The organism is Streptomyces sp. NPDC046557 (genome assembly GCF_040645975.1).
In the GTDB taxonomy this organism is placed as follows: Bacteria; Actinomycetota; Actinomycetes; order Streptomycetales; family Streptomycetaceae; genus Streptomyces.
Genome location: NZ_JBEYZH010000001.1, coordinates 590454 through 612201, shown reverse-complemented (window position 1 = coordinate 612201; position 21748 = coordinate 590454). Strand labels below are relative to the sequence as shown.

20 protein-coding genes are annotated in these 21748 nt (G+C 71.8%); 13 read left to right on the top strand and 7 right to left on the bottom strand.

The features are described from left to right. Positions 1-16 precede the first annotated feature (16 nt). Positions 17-1834 (top strand): AMP-dependent synthetase/ligase, encoded by a 1818-nt coding sequence (locus ABZ934_RS03010; RefSeq protein ID WP_361307858.1) that lies wholly within the window; start codon positions 17-19, stop codon positions 1832-1834. A 192-nt stretch (positions 1835-2026) separates the two neighbouring features. Here the strand turns inward: ABZ934_RS03010 and ABZ934_RS03005 are convergent, their stop codons facing one another. Beyond that, positions 2027-2365, bottom strand: coding sequence for a hypothetical protein (locus tag ABZ934_RS03005; protein ID WP_361307856.1), 339 nt, complete (start codon positions 2363-2365; stop codon positions 2027-2029). Between the two features lie 184 nt (positions 2366-2549). On the opposite strand from ABZ934_RS03005, the gene ABZ934_RS03000 reads away from it, so the two are divergent. Beyond that, the gene (locus ABZ934_RS03000) at positions 2550-3668 is read left to right on the top strand and encodes a helix-turn-helix transcriptional regulator (protein WP_361307854.1); all 1119 of its coding nucleotides are present in this window, start codon (positions 2550-2552) and stop codon (positions 3666-3668) included. A gap of 12 nt (positions 3669-3680) precedes the next feature. Beyond that, positions 3681-4259, top strand: a complete 579-nt coding sequence (locus ABZ934_RS02995; protein WP_361307853.1) for an HD domain-containing protein — start codon at positions 3681-3683, stop codon at positions 4257-4259. Positions 4260-4695: 436 nt separating this feature from the next. Here the strand turns inward: ABZ934_RS02995 and sph are convergent, their stop codons facing one another. Next, complete coding sequence (sph, locus tag ABZ934_RS02990) at positions 4696-5688, bottom strand: sphingomyelin phosphodiesterase (protein WP_361307851.1); 993 nt, start codon at positions 5686-5688, stop codon at positions 4696-4698. Between the two features lie 127 nt (positions 5689-5815). On the opposite strand from sph, the gene ABZ934_RS02985 reads away from it, so the two are divergent. Next, positions 5816-6703, top strand: coding sequence for an oxygenase MpaB family protein (locus ABZ934_RS02985; protein WP_361307849.1), 888 nt, complete (start codon positions 5816-5818; stop codon positions 6701-6703). A gap of 35 nt (positions 6704-6738) precedes the next feature. Here ABZ934_RS02985 and ABZ934_RS02980 read toward each other — a convergent pair whose 3' ends face one another. Next, positions 6739-8247 (bottom strand): M1 family metallopeptidase, encoded by a 1509-nt coding sequence (locus tag ABZ934_RS02980; RefSeq protein WP_361307847.1) that lies wholly within the window; start codon positions 8245-8247, stop codon positions 6739-6741. 274 nt (positions 8248-8521) lie between these two features. Here ABZ934_RS02980 and ABZ934_RS02975 point away from each other — a divergent pair, with 274 nt between their 5' ends. From ABZ934_RS02975 to ABZ934_RS02955, 5 genes are all read left to right on the top strand, one after another. Continuing rightward, positions 8522-9385, top strand: coding sequence for a hypothetical protein (locus ABZ934_RS02975; RefSeq protein WP_361307845.1), 864 nt, complete (start codon positions 8522-8524; stop codon positions 9383-9385). Positions 9386-9479: 94 nt separating this feature from the next. Beyond that, on the top strand, positions 9480-11978 hold the full coding sequence (locus ABZ934_RS02970; RefSeq protein WP_361307843.1) for a Tex family protein: 2499 nt from the start codon (positions 9480-9482) through the stop codon (positions 11976-11978). A gap of 294 nt (positions 11979-12272) precedes the next feature. Then, positions 12273-12737 (top strand): hypothetical protein, encoded by a 465-nt coding sequence (locus tag ABZ934_RS02965; RefSeq protein ID WP_361307841.1) that lies wholly within the window; start codon positions 12273-12275, stop codon positions 12735-12737. After that, entirely contained in the window at positions 12727-13920 is a 1194-nt protein-coding gene (locus ABZ934_RS02960) for an MAB_1171c family putative transporter (RefSeq protein ID WP_361307839.1), read from the top strand. The genes ABZ934_RS02965 and ABZ934_RS02960 overlap by 11 nt, the downstream gene beginning before the upstream one ends. Before the next feature lie 40 nt (positions 13921-13960). After that, positions 13961-14734 (top strand): SDR family oxidoreductase, encoded by a 774-nt coding sequence (locus ABZ934_RS02955; RefSeq protein WP_361307837.1) that lies wholly within the window; start codon positions 13961-13963, stop codon positions 14732-14734. Between the two features lie 19 nt (positions 14735-14753). Here ABZ934_RS02955 and ABZ934_RS02950 read toward each other — a convergent pair whose 3' ends face one another. Continuing rightward, positions 14754-16391: an ABC-F family ATP-binding cassette domain-containing protein gene (locus ABZ934_RS02950; protein WP_361307835.1), complete on the bottom strand. Its 1638-nt coding sequence runs from the start codon at positions 16389-16391 to the stop codon at positions 14754-14756. 103 nt (positions 16392-16494) lie between these two features. On the opposite strand from ABZ934_RS02950, the gene ABZ934_RS02945 reads away from it, so the two are divergent. Both ABZ934_RS02945 and ABZ934_RS02940 read left to right on the top strand, forming a co-directional pair. Continuing rightward, entirely contained in the window at positions 16495-17451 is a 957-nt protein-coding gene (locus tag ABZ934_RS02945; RefSeq protein WP_361307833.1) for a DJ-1/PfpI family protein, read from the top strand. A 324-nt stretch (positions 17452-17775) separates the two neighbouring features. Beyond that, on the top strand, positions 17776-18414 hold the full coding sequence (locus ABZ934_RS02940; protein ID WP_361307831.1) for a DJ-1/PfpI family protein: 639 nt from the start codon (positions 17776-17778) through the stop codon (positions 18412-18414). Here the strand turns inward: ABZ934_RS02940 and ABZ934_RS02935 are convergent. Next, the gene (locus ABZ934_RS02935; RefSeq protein ID WP_361307829.1) at positions 18389-19138 is read right to left on the bottom strand and encodes an enoyl-CoA hydratase/isomerase family protein; all 750 of its coding nucleotides are present in this window, start codon (positions 19136-19138) and stop codon (positions 18389-18391) included. The two genes, ABZ934_RS02940 and ABZ934_RS02935, sit on opposite strands and share 26 nt — an antisense overlap. Positions 19139-19213: 75 nt before the next feature. Here ABZ934_RS02935 and ABZ934_RS02930 point away from each other — a divergent pair, with 75 nt between their 5' ends. Together ABZ934_RS02930 and ABZ934_RS02925 are read left to right on the top strand one after the other, a co-directional pair. After that, positions 19214-19909, top strand: coding sequence for a DUF308 domain-containing protein (locus tag ABZ934_RS02930; protein WP_361307827.1), 696 nt, complete (start codon positions 19214-19216; stop codon positions 19907-19909). Positions 19910-20003: 94 nt separating this feature from the next. Next, on the top strand, positions 20004-20546 hold the full coding sequence (locus ABZ934_RS02925) for an ATP-binding protein (RefSeq protein WP_361307825.1): 543 nt from the start codon (positions 20004-20006) through the stop codon (positions 20544-20546). A 16-nt stretch (positions 20547-20562) separates the two neighbouring features. On the opposite strand, the gene idi is transcribed toward ABZ934_RS02925, so the two are convergent. Next, a complete protein-coding gene (gene idi / locus ABZ934_RS02920; protein ID WP_361307823.1) occupies positions 20563-21162 on the bottom strand; it encodes an isopentenyl-diphosphate Delta-isomerase in 600 nt (199 codons plus the stop codon). Between the two features lie 436 nt (positions 21163-21598). Continuing rightward, positions 21599-21742 (bottom strand): hypothetical protein, encoded by a 144-nt coding sequence (locus ABZ934_RS02915; RefSeq protein ID WP_361307821.1) that lies wholly within the window; start codon positions 21740-21742, stop codon positions 21599-21601. Between the last annotated feature and the right edge of the window lie 6 nt (positions 21743-21748).

Genomic DNA, 21748 nt, shown 5'->3' with positions numbered 1-21748 from the left:
CGGCCAGGAGCTGCCCATGACCACGACACTCCCCCTGCCCGGACGGCCCGAGGAGCTCACCCTCCCCGACCTGCTCACCCGCAACGCCAGGGACCACGGGGATCTCCCCGCCCTCTCCTGGCGGGAAGGAGCCGGCTGGCGGACCCTCTCGTGGGGCGAGGTCCGCCAGGAGGTCGCGGCCCTCGCCGCCGGGTACGCGGCCCTCGGCGTCGAGCGCGGCGAACACGTGCTGCTGATGATGGGCAACCGCCCCGAGCACTGGCTCACCGACCTCGCCCTCGTCCACCTCGGCGCCGTCCCCGTCTCGGTGTACGGAACCTCCGCGCCCGAGCAGGTCGCCCACATAGCCCGGCACAGCGGGGCCCGGCTCGCCGTCGTCGAGGGCGCCAGCGAACTCCCGCGCTGGGAGCCGTTGCTGGACGACCCCGGCGTGCCCCTGGCACGCCTCGTCGTCGCCGAGGCGGCCGACGCGGGCCCGCACCGCGCCTACGGCTCCCTGCGCGCGACCGGCATCCCGCCGCAGCGCGCCGAAGCGTTCGAGAAGGCATGGCGGGAAACGCTGCCCGAGGACCCGCTGACCGTCGTCTACACCTCCGGCACCACCGGCGACCCCAAGGGCGTCCGGCTCACCCACCGCAACATCATGCTCCAGGCGGTCCGCCTCGACCGGCGCACGGACCTGCCCGAGCACGCCGAGCACATCTGCTACCTCCCGTTCGCGCACATCGCGGAGCGCATCCTCGGGATCTACCTGCCGTTGCTGCGGGCCGCGCACGTCCGCCTCGTCGCCGACCCCGCCGCCGTCGCGCACGCCGTGCGCGAGCTGCGCCCCGTGCAGTTCTTCGGCGTGCCCCGGGTCTGGGAGAAGCTGGCGGCGGCGGTACGGGCCGTCCTGGCGGGGCTCCCCGAGGAGCAGCGGGCCGCCATCGAGGAGGCCAACGGGGTGGCCCGGACCGTGGCCGGGCACCGCGAGCGCGGCGAGCCGGTCCCGGCCGCACTCGAAGCCTCGTACGCCCGGGCCAAGGAGCTGGCGCTGGACCCGCTCCTCGGCCTGGCCGGAATGGACCGGTTGGTCTGGACGGCCAGTGCCACCGCGCCGATGCCGATCGACGTGGTGCGGTTCTGGGCGGGCTGGGGCATCACGATCATGGACGCCTGGGGGCTGACCGAAACGGCCGGGGTGTGCACCGTCAACAGCCCGGACGGCTTCCGGCTGGGCTCGGTGGGCCGCCCGATCGAGGGCGTCGAGCTCAAGATCGCCGCAGACGGGGAGATCCTCACCCGGGGCGCCACCGTTTTCGACGGGTATCTGCGCCCCGACGGCTCGGTGGAGTCCGCGAGCGACGAGGACGGCTGGTTCCCCACCGGCGACATCGGCCGGCTCGACGACGACGGCTTCCTCTGGCTGACCGACCGCAAGAAGGAACTGATCATCACCTCGAACGGCAAGAACGTCTCGCCCGCCCTGGTGGAGAACACGGTCAAGGAACACCCGCTGATCGGCCAGGCGTTCGTCCACGGCGACGGGCACTCCTACCTCGTCGCCCTGCTCGTCCTGGACCCGGAGCTGGCCCCGGTCTGGGCCGCGGCCCGCGGCATCGAGGCCACCTCGCCGGCCGCGCTCGCCGACCACCCGGAGGTCCGGGAGGAGGTCGCCCGTGCGGTGGAGGCGGCCAACGCCCGCCTCAACCGTACGGAGCGGATCAAGCGGTACCGACTGCTGGGCGAGGAGTGGGGCCCGGAGTCGGGCGAACTCACGCCGTCCCTCAAACTCCGCCGCCGCGTGGTCCGCGAGAAGTACGCCGACCTGATCGAGGGGCTCTACGAGGCCTAGCGGCACCCGGGGACCCGCCGCCCCGCCCCGGCGGGCCCCCGCCGTCCCCTGCCAGGGCCCATTTCCGATTTCCGTCCGTCGGGGACCGGATGGTTCACCCCGGCAGGGGCTGTCGTCAGTGGGTGCCGACGACGATCACGGCGAGGGTTCCGAGCACGATCACGACGTACAGGAACCGGCGAGCGTGTTCGGTCACAGCGCGGTGCTCGGCTGGTACTCCCTGATGGCCTTCTCCATGGAGCACACGATGCGGCCCAGGCCGCGGGCGTAGTTCCAGTTCGCGCAGCCCCCCGGGTCCAGAGGGCCCGCCGTCACGAAATACTCCCAGTCGGCGAGAGCGCCCGCAGCCCGGGGTGAGCGCCGGGACACCGCGATCGCGGCGACGCGCTCGCGCAGCCGCTGCCCACAGGTGATGAGGTCATCCACGAGGCGAGCGACATCCTCGGCCGACGGGCGCGTGTGGTAGGGCACGCGGGCCCGGTCGATGACCTCTGTGATCCGTTTCATCTCGGACTCGCTCAGCGGCTGCACAACGATGCTCCCTACCGTCTTCAGTGGGTATCGGGCGGGTCCCCGGTGGCGGCGCTCAGCCCCGTCCAGCCGCTACGCTGAGCAGCTCGGTGACCACGGATATGAGCCTAGATTTCGGGCAGATCCGCTTGAAGTGACCATGGGTACCGGTTATTTGGCCGGACGCCTATGCGGAGGGAGCGTCATGGGCACCGTGTCCGCTTCCACCCTGACCACTGGTCAGGGCAGCCGGCGACGAGGTAGGGGCGGCCTGGTCTCCGGCCACGTCTTCCGTGTCAGCCGTGAGCAGCTTGGCCACACACAGGAAAGCCTCGCGGAGCTGTTCGCCGTCTCGGCCGACACCGTCGCCGGGTGGGAAACCGGGCGCCGCCCGCTGACTGCTCTGGCTGTCGGCCAGGTGCTGCTACACCGGCACCGGCTGATGCGGATGGGCGCCAGCCCCACCCTACTCGTGGCTTTGGACAGGGCCCTGGAAGCCGACGTCCTACTCGCCGGCGCGCTGGACGACGAGGTATCGCCCCACGAGAGCCCCATGGGGTCCTGGGTCATGCAGCGTGATCTCGTTGAGGTGCTCGCATGGCCTTTGACCGGAGTGACGCCAGAAACCATGCGTACCCTCCCACCCCCCACACAACTTCGTCGTGGCCCGGCAGCCGGCCGACCGCTTCTCTCCGGGGAAGAGCGCCGCAGGTTCTTCGGCCACATGCGGCGGATGGCCGAGGAGGCCCGAGTCGGAGGACAGTTCCTTCTACGTAGGCAGGCCCTCTACCTGGCCGGATACGACGATGCTCCGGACACTGTCGACTGGCTGGCCCAGCAGCGTAGGACCGAGTGGCCGTCTGACTGGCTTACCCGGTGGCTGACGTCCCGCTCCGTCGCCACCGTGGTTGCGAGACAGGGCGATCGGGATCGCATGCAGCACTTCATCGCCACGACCTTGCAAGACGACGAGGCGGGGGAGGCAGCCAACCTGAGCTACTGGGCTTACTGGATCGGGGAATCGGCGCACCCCGAACTGTCGGACGACTTCATCGCCGTGAACGGTGCGATGACCTGGCACGGCCACCGGTTGTTCCAGCACCTCGTCAGGGGGCTTGGCCCAGAACATGGATTCTTCGATCTCACCGTGCACACGTTGTGGGCGCTGCTCGCGGTGCGCCCCGGCCTCCTCCACACCGGCTCGACGGCCGGGCGGGCGCTGCGGTTACAACTGCCTCTGCTGTTGGATAGCACCACGGCCTCGACGCTTGCGCGCCGAGAGCTGGAGGGCATCCGGTACGCGATCCGCCTCGCCGAGGCGTGAAGGAGAGACACAGTGGCTGACGACCTGTCCGCGGTAGCGCGCTTCCTCTACGAAGCGGGCACGCTTAAGAACGCGCGCCGCACGGGCTGGTGGATGGCCGGCATCACCCAGCCGGAGAGCGTCGCGGAGCACTCTTGGCGTACCTCGCTCATCGCGTCGATCATCGCGAAGCTGGAAGGTGCCGACCCCGCACGAGCAGCGTTCCTCGCCGTATGGCACGACACCCAGGAAAGCCGCACCGGGGACATGAACCACCTCGGCAAGAAGTACGCCACCAGTGCCGACCCGGCAGCCGTGACGGCGGATCAGACTGCCGGCATGCCCGAGGTTCTCGCAGCCGCAATCCGTGACCTGGTGGCGGAGTACGAGGCGAAGGACTCACCGGAGGCCATCTGCGCGCGCGACGCTGACAAGCTGGAATGCATGCTCCAGGGAATCGAGTACAAGGCCCAGGGTTACGAGAACGCGCAGCGATGGATTGACAACAGCAGGGCCCGGCTGACGACGGAAACCGGGCAGCGACTGGCGGACGAGCTGCTCGGCCAGGGGACGCTCGACTGGTTGCGGGCCGCGATCGGAGAGAAGGCGTGACCGCCGGGACATCGAAATCGCCCCCTCGCGGCCCGAAGGGCGAGAGGGGGCACGTCCTAGTTCTGCAGTCCCGCCTACGGTGGACGGTGCCGAAGCAGGATCCCGGCCCGCACGTCGCGCAGATCGAGAAGGAACTTGCCCGTGGCTTGCTGTTGTTGGCCTACTGCTGCTGATCACCGGTTGGTTGGTCACCTGGCCCTTGTCCGTGCTGGGCGCTTTGATGATTCTCTTCGTCGGTGCGTCCACGGCTGGAGAGAGGCGGGCAAGGGCCGACCGCCAGAGACGTTGCTGCGGCCTGACGACAGGCCGTGGAAGAGGGACCCCTAAGCTGCCAGGATCACCGGACACCTGCGACCGATGTGGGCTCTCCGGCGGAGGCGCCGCTGAGGAGCCCACAGCCAGGTCGTTGTGTACTGCTGCGGGGTCGTGTGCCGGGTCAGTGGCCCACCAGCGGGTAGTGGTCCGAGAGGTTGGTGTACGTGTACGAGGTGCCCCAGCTGGAGACCGTCCAAGGGGCGGACTCCTCCTTGACCACCGTGTTCCCCCAGCCCGACGGGCGGGCGTTGCCGTTGCGGTAGAGGACGTAGTCGAGGTCCTCGCGGGGATCCGTCGGGTAGCGGTAGTGGGCGATGGAGTTGAGGGCGGTGTCGAAGGAGTACGGGTGCCCCGTACGGGAGTCGGCGGCGGCCAGGTCGGCGTTGGTCAGCATCGAGGCGTACTCGGCGCCGTGCGAGTCGACGTTCATGTCGCCCGCGACGATGACCTCTTCGCCCGCCGGGATGTTCTTGGCGTCCAGGAAGGCGTCGATCGCGCGGAACTGGCGGGCGCGCATGTCCGCCGCCCCGCCCGCGCCGCAACCCGAGTCGGTGGACTGGGCGTGGGTGCCGACCACGTGCACCTTGGTGCCGTTCACGTTCAGGACCACGTAGGCGAAGCCCTTGTTGGACCACCAGTCCGAGCCGCAGGCGTCCTTGTAGATCACCTGTTCCTTGCGGAGGATCGGCCACTTGCTCAGGACCGTGACCCCGCCGTCCTCCGGGGTGGTGGAGGAGTACGAGCCGCCGGTGGCGTCCCAGCCGCTCGTGGAACGGCCGACCACCGGCGTCTGGTACGGGTACTGCGCCGAGGCGTTGGACTTCAGCGCGTCCGAGGCGCTGTTGTCGAAAGCCTCCTCCAGCACCACCACGTCGTGCCCCTGGAAGAAGGGGGCCCTGGGGATCGCCGAAGCCCGGTACCCCTGGCCCCAGTTGGGGTAGAGGTTCGTGGACATGAGGAACGTGTTGTACGTCAGGACGCTCAGGCGCGGAGCGCCGGCGCTCTGCGCGGCCGAGGCGGCCGGGGCGGTGGCCAGGGTCAGCGCGCCGGCGGCGATCGCCGCGACGGCGGTGGTGGCGGCGGCGCGTCCTCGGCGGTTCGAAGTGTGCGTCATGGGGACTCCGTCATCCTGCGGGGGAAGAGCGACGCCGTCATCCAAGCAGCCGCGGTTACCTCTGGGTAACACCCATGCGGAGACTTTCTGTCCGCAGGACGACCGTATGGACTCGCATACTTGAACCATGAGCAACACGGAGCCCGCCGCCCGGCCGCTCGCCCGCCGCCGCGACCCCGAGCCACCCCCGCCCGGCGGGGTGCTGTGGACCATCGCCGGGGACGTCCGCGCCCTGCTGATGCTGCCGGCGGCCTTCACCATGCAGGTCGCGCACCCCGCCATCGGCGCCGGCGTCGACGAGCACTCCGTCTTCCGCACCGACCCCTGGGGGCGCGGCGAGCGCTCGCTGCGCTCCGTCCAGCTGTGGGTGTACGGCGGCGAGCGGGCCGCCGAGGAGGGGCGCCGGGTACGTCGCCTGCACAAGGAGATCGAGGGCGTCGACACCCGCGGGCGCCGCTACCACTCCCTGGATCCCGCCTGCTACGCCTGGGTCCACGCCACCGGCTTCCCGGTCTACCTCTACGCCGGCCGGTACCTGCTGCGCCGCTTCACCCCCGCCCAGGAACGGCAGCTGTACCGGGAGTGGCTCCAGGTGGGCCGGATCCTCGGCCTCCACGACCGGGACATGCCGCAGAGCATCGAGGAGTACTGGGTCTACTACCGCCGGATGCTGGCCGAGGAGATCGAGTCCACCCCGATCGCCCGCGAGCTGGTCGCCACTGATGTGGCGCTGCCCCGGCCCGAGGGCGGTTCCCTGCCGGTGCGGCTGCTGCTGCGGCTCACCTGGCCGGTGCTGCGGGCCGCGTTCCTGCGGCTGCGGGCCTTCGTCACCGTCGGCTACATGCCGCCCGAGGCGCGCGCCGCGATCGGACTGGAGTGGACCCCCGCGCAGGAACGCAGGCTCCGGCAGTTCAGCGCGGTCGTGCGGATTCTCGTACCGCTGCTGCCCGAGCGACTGCGCTACCTGCCCATCGCCCGGGCGGCGCGGGCACGGCGGCGCGCCGCCGCCCGCTGAGGGGCGACGGCGCGCGGGCGGACGGTGGGGCCCCGTCAGCGCTCGTGGATCGAGTTCGTCTCGGCGATCTTCTTCCAGGACTTCGGCTCCACCGGCTCGGCGGCCGGGGCCTTCGAGGACCGCGCGGCGGGGGACTGACCCGCGGCCGGCGGGGCGAAGGCGGGCTTGCCCGGGGTGTAGAGCCAGGTCTCGAAGAGCTGGGCCAGCGGCTTGCCGGAGACCTTCTCCGCGTACCGCACGAAGTCCCCGACCTTGGCGTTGCCGTAGGCGTGCTCGGTCGGCCAGCCCTTGAGGATCTTGAAGAACTTCTCGTCGCCGACCTCGTTGCGCAGCGCCTGGATGGCGATCGCGCCCCGGTCGTACACGGCGCCGTGGAACTGGTTGTCAGCTCCCGGATCACCCGGCTTGACCTGCCAGAACGGGTCGTCCGCCGGACGCGTGGCGTACGCCCAGTCGGCGAGCTCCTGCGCCGTGCCCTCGCCCTCCTTCTCGGACCACAGCCACTGGCTGTAGCGGGCGAAGCCCTCGTTGATCCAGATGTCCTTCCAGTTGTTCACGGACACGCTGTCGCCGTACCACTGGTGCGCCAGCTCGTGGACGACCACCGAGACGTTCGCGCCGTTCGAGAACTGGCGCGGGCTGTAGAACGGCCGGGTCTGGGTCTCCAGGGCGAAGCCGGACGGTACGTTCGGCACGTACCCGCCCAGCGCGTTGAAGGGGTACGGGCCGAAGACGCCCTCCAGCCATTCCGCGACCTCGCCGGTCCGTTCCACGCTCGCGCGCGCCGCGCCGGCGTTGTCGCCCAGATCCGGGCTGTACGCGTTGAGGATGGGCAGACCGCTCGCCGTCTTGTCGGTGGTGATGTCGAACTTGCCGACGGCCAGGGTGGCGAGGTACGTGGCCTGCGGCTTGTTCGAGCGCCAGTTGTAGCGGGTCCAGCCGAGCTTCGAGCTCTGTGACAGCAGCACGCCGTTGCTGATCGCCTGGGTGCCGTCGGGGACGTTGACCGAGATGTCGAAGGTGGCCTTGTCGAGGGGGTGGTCGTTGCTCGGGAACCACCAGGCGGCCGAGTCCGGCTCCTGCGCCGCGATGCCGCCGTCCGGGGTGCGCTGCCAGGCCGACCACCCGTCGACCTTGAACTCCGAGGGCTTTCCGGCGTACTTGACGACGACCGAGGCCGACTTGCCCTTCTCCAGGGCCCGCGCGGGGGTCACTTCCAGCTCGTGGGCGCCGGAGGTGGCGAACGTCGCCTTGGCGCCGTTGACGCGGATCTCGCTGACCTTGAGGCCGAAGTCCAGGTTGAAGCGGGACAGGTCCTGGGTGGCGGTGGCCAGGAGGGTGGCGGTGCCCTCCAACAGGTCCGTCTTCGGCTCGTACTTCAGGCGCAGGTCGTAGTGCGAGACGTCGTATCCGCCGTTGCCGCTGGTCGGGTAGTAGGAGTCGCCTATGCCCGGGGCGCCCGGGACGGAACCGGCCGCCGACGCCGGGGTCACCAGCAGCAGGGAAGCGGCGAGCACGCTCGGGGCGAGGACTTTGCGGTGCACGAAGAGCTCCAAGGGGTAGGGGAGACAGTTCCGTTTCGCGGATGCGTGTTGCGACCGTATTCACCCGTGACGGCCCGCGTCATGTCCATGGCGCCTGTTGTCACATGATCGCCATTCGGACGTCACAGGGCACGGCGCAGCGCCGCGAACAGCCGGGTCCAGGCGTCGGGTGGGCGAAGATCGGCCGGATCTGGTGGGTCCTCGAAGCCCGCACACCGCCCGGGGCCGGGCCGGGGTCTGGTCCGCATACTAAGCAGTCGGTAACCTGCTGCGCATGACTCTTCCCCCGCGCGCCGCCCGCCGCTGTTGGCATGGTGCCATCAACCCGCTGCACGCCACCGTCTACTTCTCGCCCGACCTCGGCAAGGAGTACGCCGCCCTCGGCGTCACGCATCGCGCCGCCGTCAACCTCGCCTCCCGCTCCGCCGCCATGGGCGCCGTCGGTGCGGGCGCGGTGACCGCCACGTTCTACAACTACCGTCACGACCTGGTCGCCGAACACCTGCCCGCCGTCTGGGAGACGACCACGCCCGAGCAGGCGCTCGCCGCCCGGCTGCGCGCCGTCGACAGCACGCTGCGCCGCCTCCTGGGCGACGAGACCGTCGCCTCGCCCGAGGTCGCCGAAGCCGCCGACCTGGCGATGCGGGCCACCGAGGGCTGCACCCGGCACGCCCGCACCCTCTACGCCGCCCACGCCGACCTCCCCGTGCCCGAGGAGCCGCACCTGCGGCTGTGGCACGCCACCACCCTGCTGCGCGAACACCGCGGCGACGGCCACCTCGCCGCGCTCCTCCTCGCCGAGCTCGACCCGGTGGAGGCCCTGATCAGCCACACCGCGACCGGTCGCGGCATGGCCCCCAAGTGGATCAAGGCGATCCGGGGCTGGGAGCAGAGCGACCTCGACGCCGCCACCGAGCGGCTGCGCGCACGCGGCATCCTCGACGCGACCGGCGCGCTCACCGAGGAGGGCGCCGCCGTCCGCGAGCGACTGGAGACGGAGACCGACCGCCTCGACGCCGCCCCCTACGAGCACCTCGGCGCGGACGGCTTGGCCCGCCTCGCCGAACTCGGCGGTGCCCTCGTCGCCAAGGCCATCGGCGCCGGAGCCTTCCCCCAGGGCCTCTTCGGCAAGGGCTGAGCCGGGTCTCCGGGCGTCCGTCACCGCCACCTGCCACAATTGGCAGCCTTCCGCGCATCCCACGCACACGTACGAAGGCAGGCAGGACCGCACCGTGACGATGTCCATCGAAGGCAGGATCGCCGAGGAGCTCAGCGTACGGGAACGGCAGGTCAAGGCCGCCGTCGAGCTGCTCGACGGCGGCTCCACCGTGCCGTTCATCGCTCGCTACCGCAAGGAAGCGACCGAGATGCTCGACGACGCCCAGCTACGCACCCTGGAGGAGCGGCTGAGGTACCTGCGCGAGCTGGAGGACCGGCGCGCGGCGATCCTCGACTCCGTACGCGAGCAGGGCAAGCTCGACGCCGAGCTGGAGGCCCGCATCCGGGAGGCCGACACCAAGGCCCGCCTGGAGGACATCTACCTGCCCTTCAAGTCCAAGCGGCGCACCAAGGCCCAGATCGCCCGCGAGGCGGGTCTCGAACCGCTCGCCGAGGGCCTGCTGGCCGACCCGTCCGTGGAACCGGCCGCCGCCGCGGCCGCGTTCGTCGACCCGGACAAGGGCGTCGCCGACGTGGCGTCCGCCCTGGAGGGCGCCCGGGCCATCCTCACCGAAAAGTTCGCCGAGGACGCCGACCTGATCGGCGAACTGCGCGAGCGGATGTGGAGCCGCGGCCGGCTCGCCTCCAAGGTGCGCGAGGGCAAGGAGGAGGCGGGCGCCAAGTTCGCCGACTACTTCGACTTCGCCGAGCCCTTCACCGCGCTGCCCTCGCACCGCGTCCTCGCCATGCTCCGCGGCGAGAAGGAGGAGGTGCTCGTCCTCGAACTGCAGCCCGACGAGCCCGACGAGTCTCAGGGGACGGCGGCGCCCGGCCCTTCCGCGTACGAGGGCATGATCGCCCGCCGCTTCGGCGTGACCGCCCCCTCGGAGCAGAGCCGCCCCGGCGACAAGTGGCTGGCCGACACCGTCCGTTGGGCCTGGCGCACCAAGATCCAGGTACACCTCGGCATCGACCTGAGGACCCGGCTGCGCGCCGCCGCCGAGGACGAGGCCGTACGGGTCTTCGCCGCCAACCTCCGCGACCTGCTCCTCGCGGCGCCCGCCGGCACCCGCGCCACCCTCGGTCTGGACCCGGGCTTTCGAACCGGCGTGAAGGTGGCCGTCGTCGACGCCACCGGCAAGGTCGTGGCCACCGACGTGATCTACCCCCACGTCCCCGCCAACAAGTGGGACGAGTCGCTCGCCAAACTGGCCCGGCTGGCGAAGGAACACGCGGTCGAACTCGTCGCGATCGGCAACGGCACGGCCTCCCGCGAGACGGACAAGCTCGCCGGCGACCTCGTCTCCCGGCACCCGGAGCTCGGGCTGACCAAGGTGATGGTCTCGGAGGCGGGCGCCTCGGTGTACTCGGCCTCCGCCTTCGCCTCGCAGGAACTGCCGGGCATGGACGTCTCGCTGCGCGGCGCGGTCTCCATCGCCCGCCGCCTCCAGGACCCGCTGGCCGAGTTGGTGAAGATCGACCCCAAGTCCATCGGGGTGGGCCAGTACCAGCACGACCTGTCCGAGGTGAAGCTCTCCCGCTCGCTGGACGCGGTCGTCGAAGACTGTGTGAACGGCGTCGGCGTCGACGTCAACACCGCTTCCGCGCCGCTGCTTTCGCGGGTGTCGGGCATCAGCGGCGGCCTCGCCGAGAACATCGTCGCCCACCGCGACGCCAACGGTCCCTTCCGCAGCCGCAAGGGGCTCAAGGACGTGGCCCGGCTCGGTCCCAAGGCGTACGAGCAGTGCGCCGGCTTCCTGCGGATCCGCGACGGGGACGACCCGCTGGACGCCTCCAGCGTGCACCCCGAGGCGTACCCGGTGGTGCGGGGCATGGCCAAGACGGTCGGCAGCGAGGTGGCGGCCCTGATCGGCAACGGCGGCGTACTGCGCTCACTGCGTCCGGAGCAGTTCGTCACCGACGCCTTCGGCCTGCCGACGGTCACCGACATCCTGCGCGAGCTGGAGAAGCCGGGCCGCGACCCGCGCCCCGCCTTCAAGACGGCCACCTTCAAGGAGGGCGTGGAGAAGATCGGCGACCTCGCCCCCGGCATGATCCTCGAAGGCGTGGTCACCAACGTGGCCGCCTTCGGGGCCTTCATCGACATCGGCGTCCACCAGGACGGCCTCGCGCACGTCTCCGCCCTGTCGAAGACCTTCGTCAAGGACCCGCGCGACGTGGTCAAGCCCGGCGACATCGTCCGGGTGAAGGTGATGGACGTGGACATCCCGCGCAAGCGGATCTCCCTGACGCTGCGGATCGACGACGAGGCGACGGGCGACCGCGCCCCGGGCGCCCCGGGCGCCCCGAGGCAGCGCGAGGAGCGGCGCGGCGGCGGCCGTCCGCCGCAACAGCGCGGTCAGGGCGACCGGCGGAGCACGGGCGGCGAAGGCGGCCAGGGCGGCCAAGGCACTCAGGGCGCCCAGAACCGACAGGGCAGGACCGGTGGCGGCGCCCAGGGCCGGACCGGCGGCCAGGGTGGCGGCAACGCCCCGGCCCCGGCCAACAGCGCGATGGCGGACGCCCTGCGCCGGGCCGGCCTCACCGGCAAGGAGGAGCGCCGCAAGCGGTAGGCCGCGCGCCGGGCGACCGGACGTGTGATCCCGTACGGGTTGGCCGAATAGGTTCCCCGGCCGGTCGCACGGCCTTGCCAACTCCCGTACAAGATCTGTAGGCATGGGTGGAACGCCCGTTCGTCCTGACGCGGACGGGCGTCCGCATTCCCCTTCGGGCCCGCACTCCGAAGGCCGCCTCAAGGCACAGGACGTACACCCATGCCCACGCACGCCTACCGACGCTGCCCGAGAAAGGGTCCGAAGAGGGAACACATGCCCTATCGGAATCTCAACCTGCGTAAACGGTGCGAGATGATTCTCGGCCATCTGGACCTGACCCGCCCGTTCTCGCTCGAGCACCTGTGCACGGACATCGCCGAACAGCGCGGACGCCCCATCCGGCTCCACCCGCTGCCCAAGGAGGCCGCCGAATCGGGCGTCTGCGGGCTGTGGGTCGGCACCGCCGGCGTCGACTACGTCTTCTACGAGGCCCAGACCACCCCCCTGCACCGCGAGCACATCGTGCTCCACGAGATCGGCCACATCCTGTTCGGCCACCACTCGCTGGAGGGCGAGGAGACCGACGGCAAGGCCCCCGTCGTCCTCGGACGCACCAACTACACCACCCATCAGGAGCAGGAGGCGGAGATGCTCGCGAGCATGATCCGCATGCGGACCGCCGGGAACGGGACGCGGATACGGACCGCGCCGCGCGGCGCCCTCGCCCGGCTGGAGTCCGCGATGGGATACGGACGGGGCGCCCACGATGGCGGCTGACCTGACGGCGTTCGGCGACTGGCTCGCCGTCCCGAGCGTGGTGTGCCTGTGGATCGCGGTCCTGCTGCGCGCACCCGGCGCCCTGCGCTCCCCGCAACAGCGCGGTCTGTGGCTCGCCGTGGCGACCGCCGCCGCCGCGATGACCCTGAACCTGCCCGATGTCGTCGCCTACGCGACCAGCCGCGACGCCGGCTACGCGCACGCGATCGGCCTGGTCCGCAACCTCATCGGCGTCCTCTCGGCCGGCGCCGTGCTCTACTTCGTGGCCGCCGCGACCCGGGGCCGCCGGCTCCAACTGGCCTCCTGGACCGGCACGGTGCTCTGGCTGACGACCCTGATCGTGCTGGACACCCTCGCGCCCGACCACGGGACGCACACCATGCCGCCCGTGGGTGATCCGGTGCCCTCCCTCGCCTACTGGTTGGTGCTGATCTCGGCCCACCTCGTGGCCAACACCACCTGCGTGTACGTGTGCGCCCGCTACAGCCGGCGCACCGAGAGCCGCGGACTGGCCTTCGGGCTGCGGCTGTTCGGCCTCGGCACCGCCCTCGCCGGGTTGTTCTGGTTCGTGTACCTGCTCAAGGCACTCTTCGGCAGCACCTGGGCCATGCCCGCCCTGCCGCTGATGATGAACCTGCACGGGCTGCTGCGGGCCGCCGCGATCGTCGTCCCGACCCTGTTCACCCTGCGCCGTACGACGGCCGACATCGCCACCGCGTGGCGCCTGTGGCCGCTGTGGCGCGACCTGGTCCACGCCGTACCGCACGTCGTCCTGTCGAAGCCGCGCGCCGGGCGGGTCGTCGAACTGCTGTGGCCGCCCCTGCCGCGCAACCTGCTGGTGTACCGCAAGGTGATCGAAACGCGCGACGCGATCCTGATCCTGGGGGAGTACGTCGCCCCGGGCCTCGCGGAGTCGGCGCGCAGCCACGTGACCGGAAGCGGGGTGCCCGAGCAACGGCGGTCCGCGGCCGCGCTGGCCTGCCTGCTCAAGGAGGCCCGGCAGGCCAAACTGGCCGGGCTGCCCGTCCGGCAGGCGGGGGAGGCGTCCGCCCTTGAACTGCCCGCCGCGCTCCAGACCTCCGCGGAAGGCGGCGACCTGGACGAGGAGGCCCGCTTCCTGGTGCACGTCGCGGAGGCGTACGGCTCGCCCTCGACCACCGCGTTCACGGCGCGGCCCGCGTAAAACGGCCGCCCGCCCGTACCACCGAAGGAGTGACACCCTCGTGACCACCGCCTTGATCACCGGGGCCAGTGCCGGCCTCGGCGCGGCTTTCGCCCGGGGCCTCGCCGCCAAGGGCTGCGACCTCGTCCTCGTCGCCCGGGACGAGGAGCGGCTCACCGCCCTCGCCGACGAACTCGCCCGCGCCTTCGGGGCGTCCTGCGAGGTACTGCCCGCGGACCTGCTCGATGCCGCGCAGTGCGAGAAGGTCGCCGGGCGGCTCGCCGACCGGACGCGGCCCGTCGACGTCCTGGTCAACAACGCCGGCTTCGGACTGCCCGCGCCCTTCCCCTACAGCCCGGTCGACGACGAGGAGCGGATGCTCGACCTGCTGGTCAAGGTCCCGCTGCGGCTGACCCACGCGGTGCTGCCCGGCCTGCGCGAACGCCGCCGCGGCGCCGTGCTCAACGTCTCGTCGGTCGCCGGCCTTCTGCCGACCGGGACCTACGGGGCCGCCAAGGCGTGGATCACCGCTTTCAGCGAATCCGTACGGATCGACATGGAGCCGTACGGGGTGCGCGTGCTGGCGGTGGCACCCGGATTCACCCGGACCGAGTTCCAGCAGCGGGCCGGCATGGACGTCAGCGCCCTGCGCGACGCCGTGTGGCTGGAGCCCGAAGCGGTGGTGGCCAAGGCCCTCAAGGACCTGGCCCGGCGCCGCCCCGTCAGCATCACCAGCCGTCGCTACCAGGCGTACGCCCTCGCGGCCCGCCACCTCCCGCGCGACTTCGTGGCCCGCCGGATGGCCCGCACCCGGCGGGCGCCCGAGGTCCTGTAGACCTGGGGCGTCTGACGGCTCAGAGCTCGGTGACCTTGCCGTCCGCGACTTCCAGTCGGCGGGTCACGTGCACGGCGTCGAGCATCCGGCGGTCGTGGGTGACCAGCAGCAACGTGCCCTCGTACGCGTCCAGCGCCGACTCCAACTGCTCGATCGCCGGCAGGTCGAGGTGGTTGGTGGGCTCGTCCAGCACCAGCAGGTTGACCCCGCGGCCCTGGAGCAGCGCCAGCGCCGCGCGGGTGCGCTCGCCGGGCGAGAGGGTGGCCGCCGGGCGCACCACGTGGGCCGCCTTGAGCCCGAACTTGGCCAACAACGTACGTACTTCCGCGGGCTCGGTGTCCGGTACGGCGGCGCAGAACGCCTCCAACAGCGGCTCGTCGCCGAGGAACAGCCCCCGCGCCTGGTCCACCTCGCCGACCAATACGCCCGAACCGAGGGTGGCCGCACCGGAATCGGGCGCGAGGCGGCCGAGCAGCACGGCCAACAGGGTGGACTTACCGGCCCCGTTGGCACCGGTGATCGCGACCCGGTCCGCCCAGTCGATCTGCAAACTGGCCGGGCCGAAGCGGAATTCCCCCCGGATGACGGACGCTTCGCGCAGCGTGGCCACCACCGAACCCGAGCGCGGGGCCGCCGCGATCTCCATCCGCAGCTCCCACTCCTTGCGGGGCTCGTCGACCACGTCGAGCCGCTCGATGGCGCGCTGCGTCTGGCGGGCCTTGGCGGCCTGCTTCTCGCTCGCCTCGCTGCGGAACTTCTTGCCGATCTTGTCGTTGTCGGTGGCCTTGCGACGGGCGTTCTTGACGCCCTTGTCCATCCAGCCGCGCTGCATCGCGGCCCGGCCTTCCAGCGCGGAGCGCTTGTCCGCGTACTCGTCGTACTCCTCGCGGGCGTGCGCACGGGACCGCTCGCGCTCCTCCAGGTACGCCTCGTAGCCGCCGCCGTAGAGGTTGATCTCCTGCTGCGCGAGGTCGAGCTCGAGGACCTTGGTCACGGTGCGCGCCAGGAACTCGCGGTCGTGGCTGATGACGACCGTGCCCGCGCGCAGCCCCTTCACGAACCGCTCCAGCCGCTCCAGACCGTCGAGGTCGAGGTCGTTGGTCGGCTCGTCCAGCAGGAACACGTCGTACCGGGACAGGAGGAGGGAGGCGAGGCCGGCGCGGGCCGCCTGACCGCCGGAGAGGGCCGTCATCGGAAGGTCGAGGCCGACGGACAGACCGAGGTCGTCGGCGACCTCCTGGGCCCGCTCGTCGAGGTCCGCGCCGCCGAGGTTCAGCCAGCGGTCGAGGGCCTCCCCGTAGGCGTCGTCGGCGCCGGGGGTGCCGTCGACGAGGCCCTGCGTGGCCGCGTCGAGCTCGGCCTGCGCCGCCGCGACGCCGGTACGGCGGGCGAGGAACGCGCGGACCGACTCCCCGGGGCGGCGCTCGGGCTCCTGCGGGAGGTGCCCGACGGCGGCGCCGGGCGGGGAGAGGCGCAGCTCACCGGTCTCGGGGGTGTCCAGCCCGGCGAGCAGGCGCAGCAGGGTGGACTTCCCGGCGCCGTTGACGCCGACGAGTCCGATGACGTCGCCGGGTGCGACGACGAGGTCGAGATCGGCGAAGAGCGTGCGCTCACCGTGCGCGGCGGTGAGGTTCTTGGCGACGAGAGTGGCAGTCATGATCTGTCGATCCTATCCGCGCGGCCGGCGGCGCCCCGACGGTGGCCGGATAGGTGGGAAGCACGTCATTGCGGCCATCGCGGCGGCGTCACAGGATGGAGGCATGTCGTCGCGAAATGTGCTCGTCCTGCTCTACGACGGGGTCCAGAGCCTGGATGTGACCGGCCCGGTGGAGGTGTTCGCCGGGGTCGGCCGGTTCCCGGAGCACCCCGGGTACCGGATCAGGACGGTGTCCCCCGGAGGCGCTCCCGTACGCACCGGCAGCGGACTGACGCTGGTCCCCGACGGTGATCTGGAGAGCGCCCGCCCCGGGCCGGGGACGACCCTGCTGGTGCCGGGCGGCCGGTACACGGGCTCCTTCGAACCGAGGCTCACCGACTGGCTCCGCGCGTACGGGGGGCGCGCGGAGCGGGTGGTGTCCGTGTGCACGGGAGGACTGCTCCTGGCGGAGGCGGGACTCCTGGACGGCCGCCGGGCCACGACGCACTGGGACGCCTGCGAGCGGATGGCGCGGGACTACCCGACTGTCACGGTCGACCCCGACCCGATCTACGTGCGGGACGGGCGGGTGGCGACCTCGGCCGGGGTCACGGCCGGCATCGATCTCGCGCTGGCGCTGGTGGAGGAGGACGTCGGGCGGGAGGCGGCGCTGCTGATCGCCCGGCACCTCGTGGTGTTCCTGCGCAGGCCGGGGAACCAGGCGCAGTTCAGCGCGCAGCTGGCGGCGCAGACGGCGCGGCGGGAACCGCTGCGGGACGTACAGCAGTGGATCACCGAGCACCCGGGCGAGGACCTGAGCGTGGAGGCACTCGCGGCGCGGGCCGCGCTGTCGCCGCGCCACTTCACGCGGGCGTTCCAGGCGGAGACGGGAGTGACGCCGGGGCGGTACGTCGAGCGGGTGCGGGTGGAGCATGCGCGGCGGCTGCTGGAGGAGGGCGGCGAGGGCGTGGCCGGGGTCGCCCGCGCCTCCGGCTACCGCACCCCGGAGGCCCTCCGCCGCGCCTTCCTCCGCACCCTCGGCCAACCCCCGACCGAATACCGCCGCCGCTTCGGCCCATGACCCCGCCCGACCCCTGCCGGAACCTCGGCCTCCCCCCGACCAGCACCCAGCACCGAGCACCGAGCACCGAGCACCCAGCACCCGGGCCGCCGGCCCGACCACCCCCGCGGGGTCGGGGTCACCGGGCTCCGCCCCGCCGGGCGCTGCCGGGCCGACGCTGCCGCACCCGGCGGCGTCGCCCGACGACGCCGGGGCGCAGCCACCGGGCGTTGCCCGGGCGGGGGTCGCCCCCGCCCGGGCTCGGCCCCGGCGCAGGGCCCCGGCGGGCGCGCCCGTAGCCACCCGGGCGATCACCACCAGAACCATGACCACTCCGGAGGAACCATGCAGATCGCCGTACTGCTCTACGACCGTTTCACCTCGCTCGACGCCATCGGTCCGTACGACACCCTGGGACGGCTCCCCGGCGCCGAGGTCGTCTTCGTCTCCCAGCGGCCGGGGCCCGTGCGGACCGACGCCGGGAGCCTCGCACTCGTCGCCGACAAGGGGCTCGACGAGGTCACCCGGCCCGACATCGTCATCGTGCCCGGCGGCCCGCACCCCGAGATCGAGATGGCCAACCCCGTCGTCCTCGATTGGCTGCGGTCCGTGGACGCCACCACGACCTGGACCACCTCCGTCTGCACCGGCTCGCTCCTGCTCGCCGCGGCCGGACTGCTCGACGGGCGCCGCGCCACCAGCCACTGGCTGTTCCTGGACCGGCTCCGCGCGTTCGGGGCCGAGCCGACCGGCGAGCGCGTGGTCTTCGACGGCAAGTACGTCACCGCGGCCGGAGTGTCGGCCGGCATCGACATGGGCCTCACGCTCCTCGGTCGCGCCGCCGGCGACGACGTGGCCCGCACGGTGCAGCTGATGACCGAGTACGACCCGCAGCCGCCCTACGACGCCGGGTCCCCCGCCAAGGCCCCCGCCGAACTCGTCGCGCGGCTGCGCGGGGTCAGTCTGTCGGAAGGGTCCAGGTAAACACGGGCGCCCGCCGCTCCAGGAACGCGGCGACACCCTCCGCGGTGTCGCCGCTCGCGGCAGCCCGGGCGGCCCAGTACGCGTCCCGGTCGGTCCGGCCGTCCGCGAACTCCTTCGCCGCGGCCTGCGTCAGCCGCGAGCGGGAGGTCAGCGTACGGGCGAACTCCGCGACCCGCTTTTCGAGTTCCCCGGCCGGCAGCAGCTCGTTCAGGAACCCCGCGCGCAAGGCGTGCTCCGCATCGATCAACTCCGCCGAGAAGAGGAGGTACTTCGCGGTCGCCGGCCCGACCAGCGCGGCCAATCGCCGTGTCGAGGACGCCGGGTAGACGATGCCCAGCTTCGCCGGGGTCACCCCGAACTGCGCCCCCGCCTCCGCGAAGCGCAGGTCGCACGCCGCCGCCAGTTGGCTCCCGCCGCCCACGCAGTACCCCCGGATCGCGGCGATCGTCGGCTTGGGGAAGGCCGCCAGGGCCTCCTCCGCCGCCACCGACAGCGCCTGCGGGTCCTCGTCACCCGTCAACGACGTGATGTCCGCTCCCGCGCAGAAGGTCGGCCCGGCCCCCGTCAGCACGACCACCCGTACGGACACGTCGTCCGCCAGCGCGGACAGCAACCCGGGCAGCGCCCGCCACATGGCGGCGGTCATGGCGTTGCGCTTCGCCGGATGCGAGATGACGACGGTGGCGACCCCGTCGGCCACCGTGTGAAGGAGGGCTGCGTCCATGCGCCGGATGCTATCCGGGCCGGCCGAACCTATGATCGGTGGAGTCGGCCGGGGGCACGGAAAGGTGGCATCTCCATGCGCGCAGACCGGCGCCGAACCGAACCCCAGCAGGAGAAGAAGAAGCTGAGCCGCCGCTTCGGCGTGCTGGCCCTGCTCGGCCTGCTGCTGGTGATCGCCGGGCTCGTGGGCCTGATCTATACGAGCGTGGCCACCCTGACCTCGATGTTCCTCTTCGGCTGGCTCCTCCTGGCGGGCGGTGTGGTCGGCCTCGCCCAGGCGGTGCAGGCGCGCAAGAGCAACTACTTCTGGCTCGCGGTCATCGTCGCCGCCGTCAACATGGCAGCCGGTTTCGTGATCCTGCGCCGTCCCGAGGCGAGCGCGGAGGCCCTGACCATGTTCGCCGCCCTGCTCTTCCTCACCGGCGGCGTGTTCCGACTGGCAGGCGCCCTGGTGGTGCGCGGGTCGAACTTCGGGCTGACCCTCGTCCAGGGTGCCTTCGGCATTCTGCTGGGCCTGCTGATCCTCGCCAACTGGCCCGGCAACAGCCTGTACGTGATCGGCACCTTCTTCTCGCTGGCCCTGCTCTTCGACGGGCTGAGCCTGCTCGCCCTCGGTCTGGCCGCCCGCCGGATCCTCGGCCAGGTGAGGGAGGACCAGGTGGCAGCGGACCAAGTGCGGGACCCGACCATCGGGCCGGACGGGACGGGCGGGGCCGCCGGGACGGCGGCCGGGAACAGCGCGCCGGTGGATCAGGAACGGTCGAACAACTGACGCTGTCATACGCCAGTGGTCAGAAAGTGCACGATTGACGCTGACTTCTGTTCAGCCACGCGGTCCGGACCTGGCTGTTGTCCACTCTTGAACCGTGGAGACGATCGAGCGCGAAGACGGGGGCGTGAAGATGGACGACAGCGGGAGTGTCCCGCAGGCCAGGGGAGGTGAGCCGGAGGCTCCGGCGGACCCTCTCGCTTACGAGGGAGTGTGGAGGTTCACCGCGCCGGCGGTTGAAGAATCCGTTCCGCAGGCCCGCCGCGCGGTCCGCGACCTCCTCGGCCGGCAGGGGGTGCCGGCCCACCAGGACCTGGTCCACTCCCTGCTGCTGATCGTCTCCGAGCTGGTGACGAACTCCGTCCGGCACGCCGCCCTGCTCTCGCCGGAGGTCGCCGTCGAGGTGGCCGTGGGCCGCGGGTGGGTACGGGTGGCCGTCGAGGACAACCACCCGTACCGCCCCAAGGCGCTGGAGGCCGACTTCGGCCAGACCGGTGGCCGGGGCCTGCTGCTCGTCCGGGAGATCACCCGGGAGGCCGGCGGGGTGTGCGACGTCGAGCACACCTCCACCGGCGGCAAGGTCATCTGGGCGGCCCTGCCCCTCACCGCCCCGGTCGCCGCCCCCGTCCCGAGGGCGTGAGGGCGGGGCGTGAGGGCTACCAGCCCGCGGCCTCGCCGGTCAGCTCGCGGATCGCGGGCCGGGCCGCGTCGAGCACGGTCATGAACCAGGCGGAGAACGGAGCCTCCGCGTGCCGCTTGGCCAGCTCCTCGGCGGTGACGAACGCGGTGTCCCCGACCTCTTCCGCATCCGGCCGCACCGCGGCTTGCGCCAATCCCACGAACAGGTGGTTGTACTCCTGCTCCACCAGCCCCGACGCGGGGTCCGGGTGGTTGTATCGCACCGTCCCCGCCTCCGCGAGCAGTGACGGCGACAGCCCCAGCTCCTCGTGGGTCCGTCGGGCGGCGGCCGCGAACGGCGACTCGCCGGGGTAGGGGTGACCGCAGCAGGTGTTCGACCAGACGCCGGGGGAGTGGTACTTCCCGAGGGCCCGCCGCTGGAGCAGCAGACGGCCCTGCTCGTCGAAGAGGAACACGGAGAACGCCCGGTGCAGCAGGCCGGGCGCCTGGTGCGCCGAGAGCTTCTCCGCCGTGCCGATGGTGTTGCCGGACTCGTCGACCAGTTCGAGCATGATCGGTTCCTGGGTCCCGGTGCCGGCGGACGCGCTGTTCCCGGCGGTGGCTGGTGTGATCGGCATACCCATCCTTCGCTTCGGACTTCGGCTTGCAAGTCTGCCGTACAAAAGCGGCTTGTCCCCACTTCGTCGATCCGCGCATGTCTGGCCCCCGACGCGTGATACGCGGTGGGACGGAACGGGTCGAGCGGGGCCGAGCGGGCAGGTGCGGGGCACCTGAGCACTACCCGGCCCACCGGGGCACGCACTCACGCACCCGGCGAGGGAACACATACACGGTTTGTAGTCCCTCCGCGTGATCGTCAATGATGGCGGGGCCCGGGCCACCGCCCGGGACATTCGGCTTGTACGGGCCCAAACGGCTGGTGAACCCCGGCTTCCGTTCATCCGATAGCCTCTGCCGTCGTGCCGCGGCCCCGCGCCGCGGCCGTCCCGTGTTCGCTGCAAGGAGTGGGTTCGTCTGCCGACCGTCATCCTCACCGGCCTGCCGGTCCCCGGATCACCGCTCGCCGACGAGCTGCGGTCGCTCGGCTTCGACGTCCGGCCCGTCGCCGGGCCCGAAGAGACCGCGACCGCCCTGGCCGCCGTCCCGGCCGACCAGCGGGTCGCCGTCGTCGACGGCGACTTCGTCGGCCACCGGCACGCGCTG

Excerpts from the sequence above, each read along its gene's own strand:
- ABZ934_RS03010 (WP_361307858.1), top strand. The coding sequence starts at position 17 with ATGACCACGACACTCCCCCTGCCCGGACGGCCCGAGGAGCTCACCCTC.
- ABZ934_RS03000 (WP_361307854.1), top strand. The coding sequence starts at position 2,550 with ATGGGCACCGTGTCCGCTTCCACCCTGACCACTGGTCAGGGCAGCCGG.
- sph (WP_361307851.1), bottom strand. The coding sequence starts at position 5,688 with ATGACGCACACTTCGAACCGCCGAGGACGCGCCGCCGCCACCACCGCC.
- ABZ934_RS02985 (WP_361307849.1), top strand. The coding sequence starts at position 5,816 with ATGAGCAACACGGAGCCCGCCGCCCGGCCGCTCGCCCGCCGCCGCGAC.
- ABZ934_RS02975 (WP_361307845.1), top strand. The coding sequence starts at position 8,522 with ATGACTCTTCCCCCGCGCGCCGCCCGCCGCTGTTGGCATGGTGCCATC.
- ABZ934_RS02965 (WP_361307841.1), top strand. The coding sequence starts at position 12,273 with ATGATTCTCGGCCATCTGGACCTGACCCGCCCGTTCTCGCTCGAGCAC.
- ABZ934_RS02960 (WP_361307839.1), top strand. The coding sequence starts at position 12,727 with ATGGCGGCTGACCTGACGGCGTTCGGCGACTGGCTCGCCGTCCCGAGC.
- ABZ934_RS02950 (WP_361307835.1), bottom strand. The coding sequence starts at position 16,391 with ATGACTGCCACTCTCGTCGCCAAGAACCTCACCGCCGCGCACGGTGAG.
- ABZ934_RS02945 (WP_361307833.1), top strand. The coding sequence starts at position 16,495 with ATGTCGTCGCGAAATGTGCTCGTCCTGCTCTACGACGGGGTCCAGAGC.
- ABZ934_RS02940 (WP_361307831.1), top strand. The coding sequence starts at position 17,776 with ATGCAGATCGCCGTACTGCTCTACGACCGTTTCACCTCGCTCGACGCC.
- ABZ934_RS02935 (WP_361307829.1), bottom strand. The coding sequence starts at position 19,138 with ATGGACGCAGCCCTCCTTCACACGGTGGCCGACGGGGTCGCCACCGTC.
- ABZ934_RS02930 (WP_361307827.1), top strand. The coding sequence starts at position 19,214 with ATGCGCGCAGACCGGCGCCGAACCGAACCCCAGCAGGAGAAGAAGAAG.
- idi (WP_361307823.1), bottom strand. The coding sequence starts at position 21,162 with ATGCCGATCACACCAGCCACCGCCGGGAACAGCGCGTCCGCCGGCACC.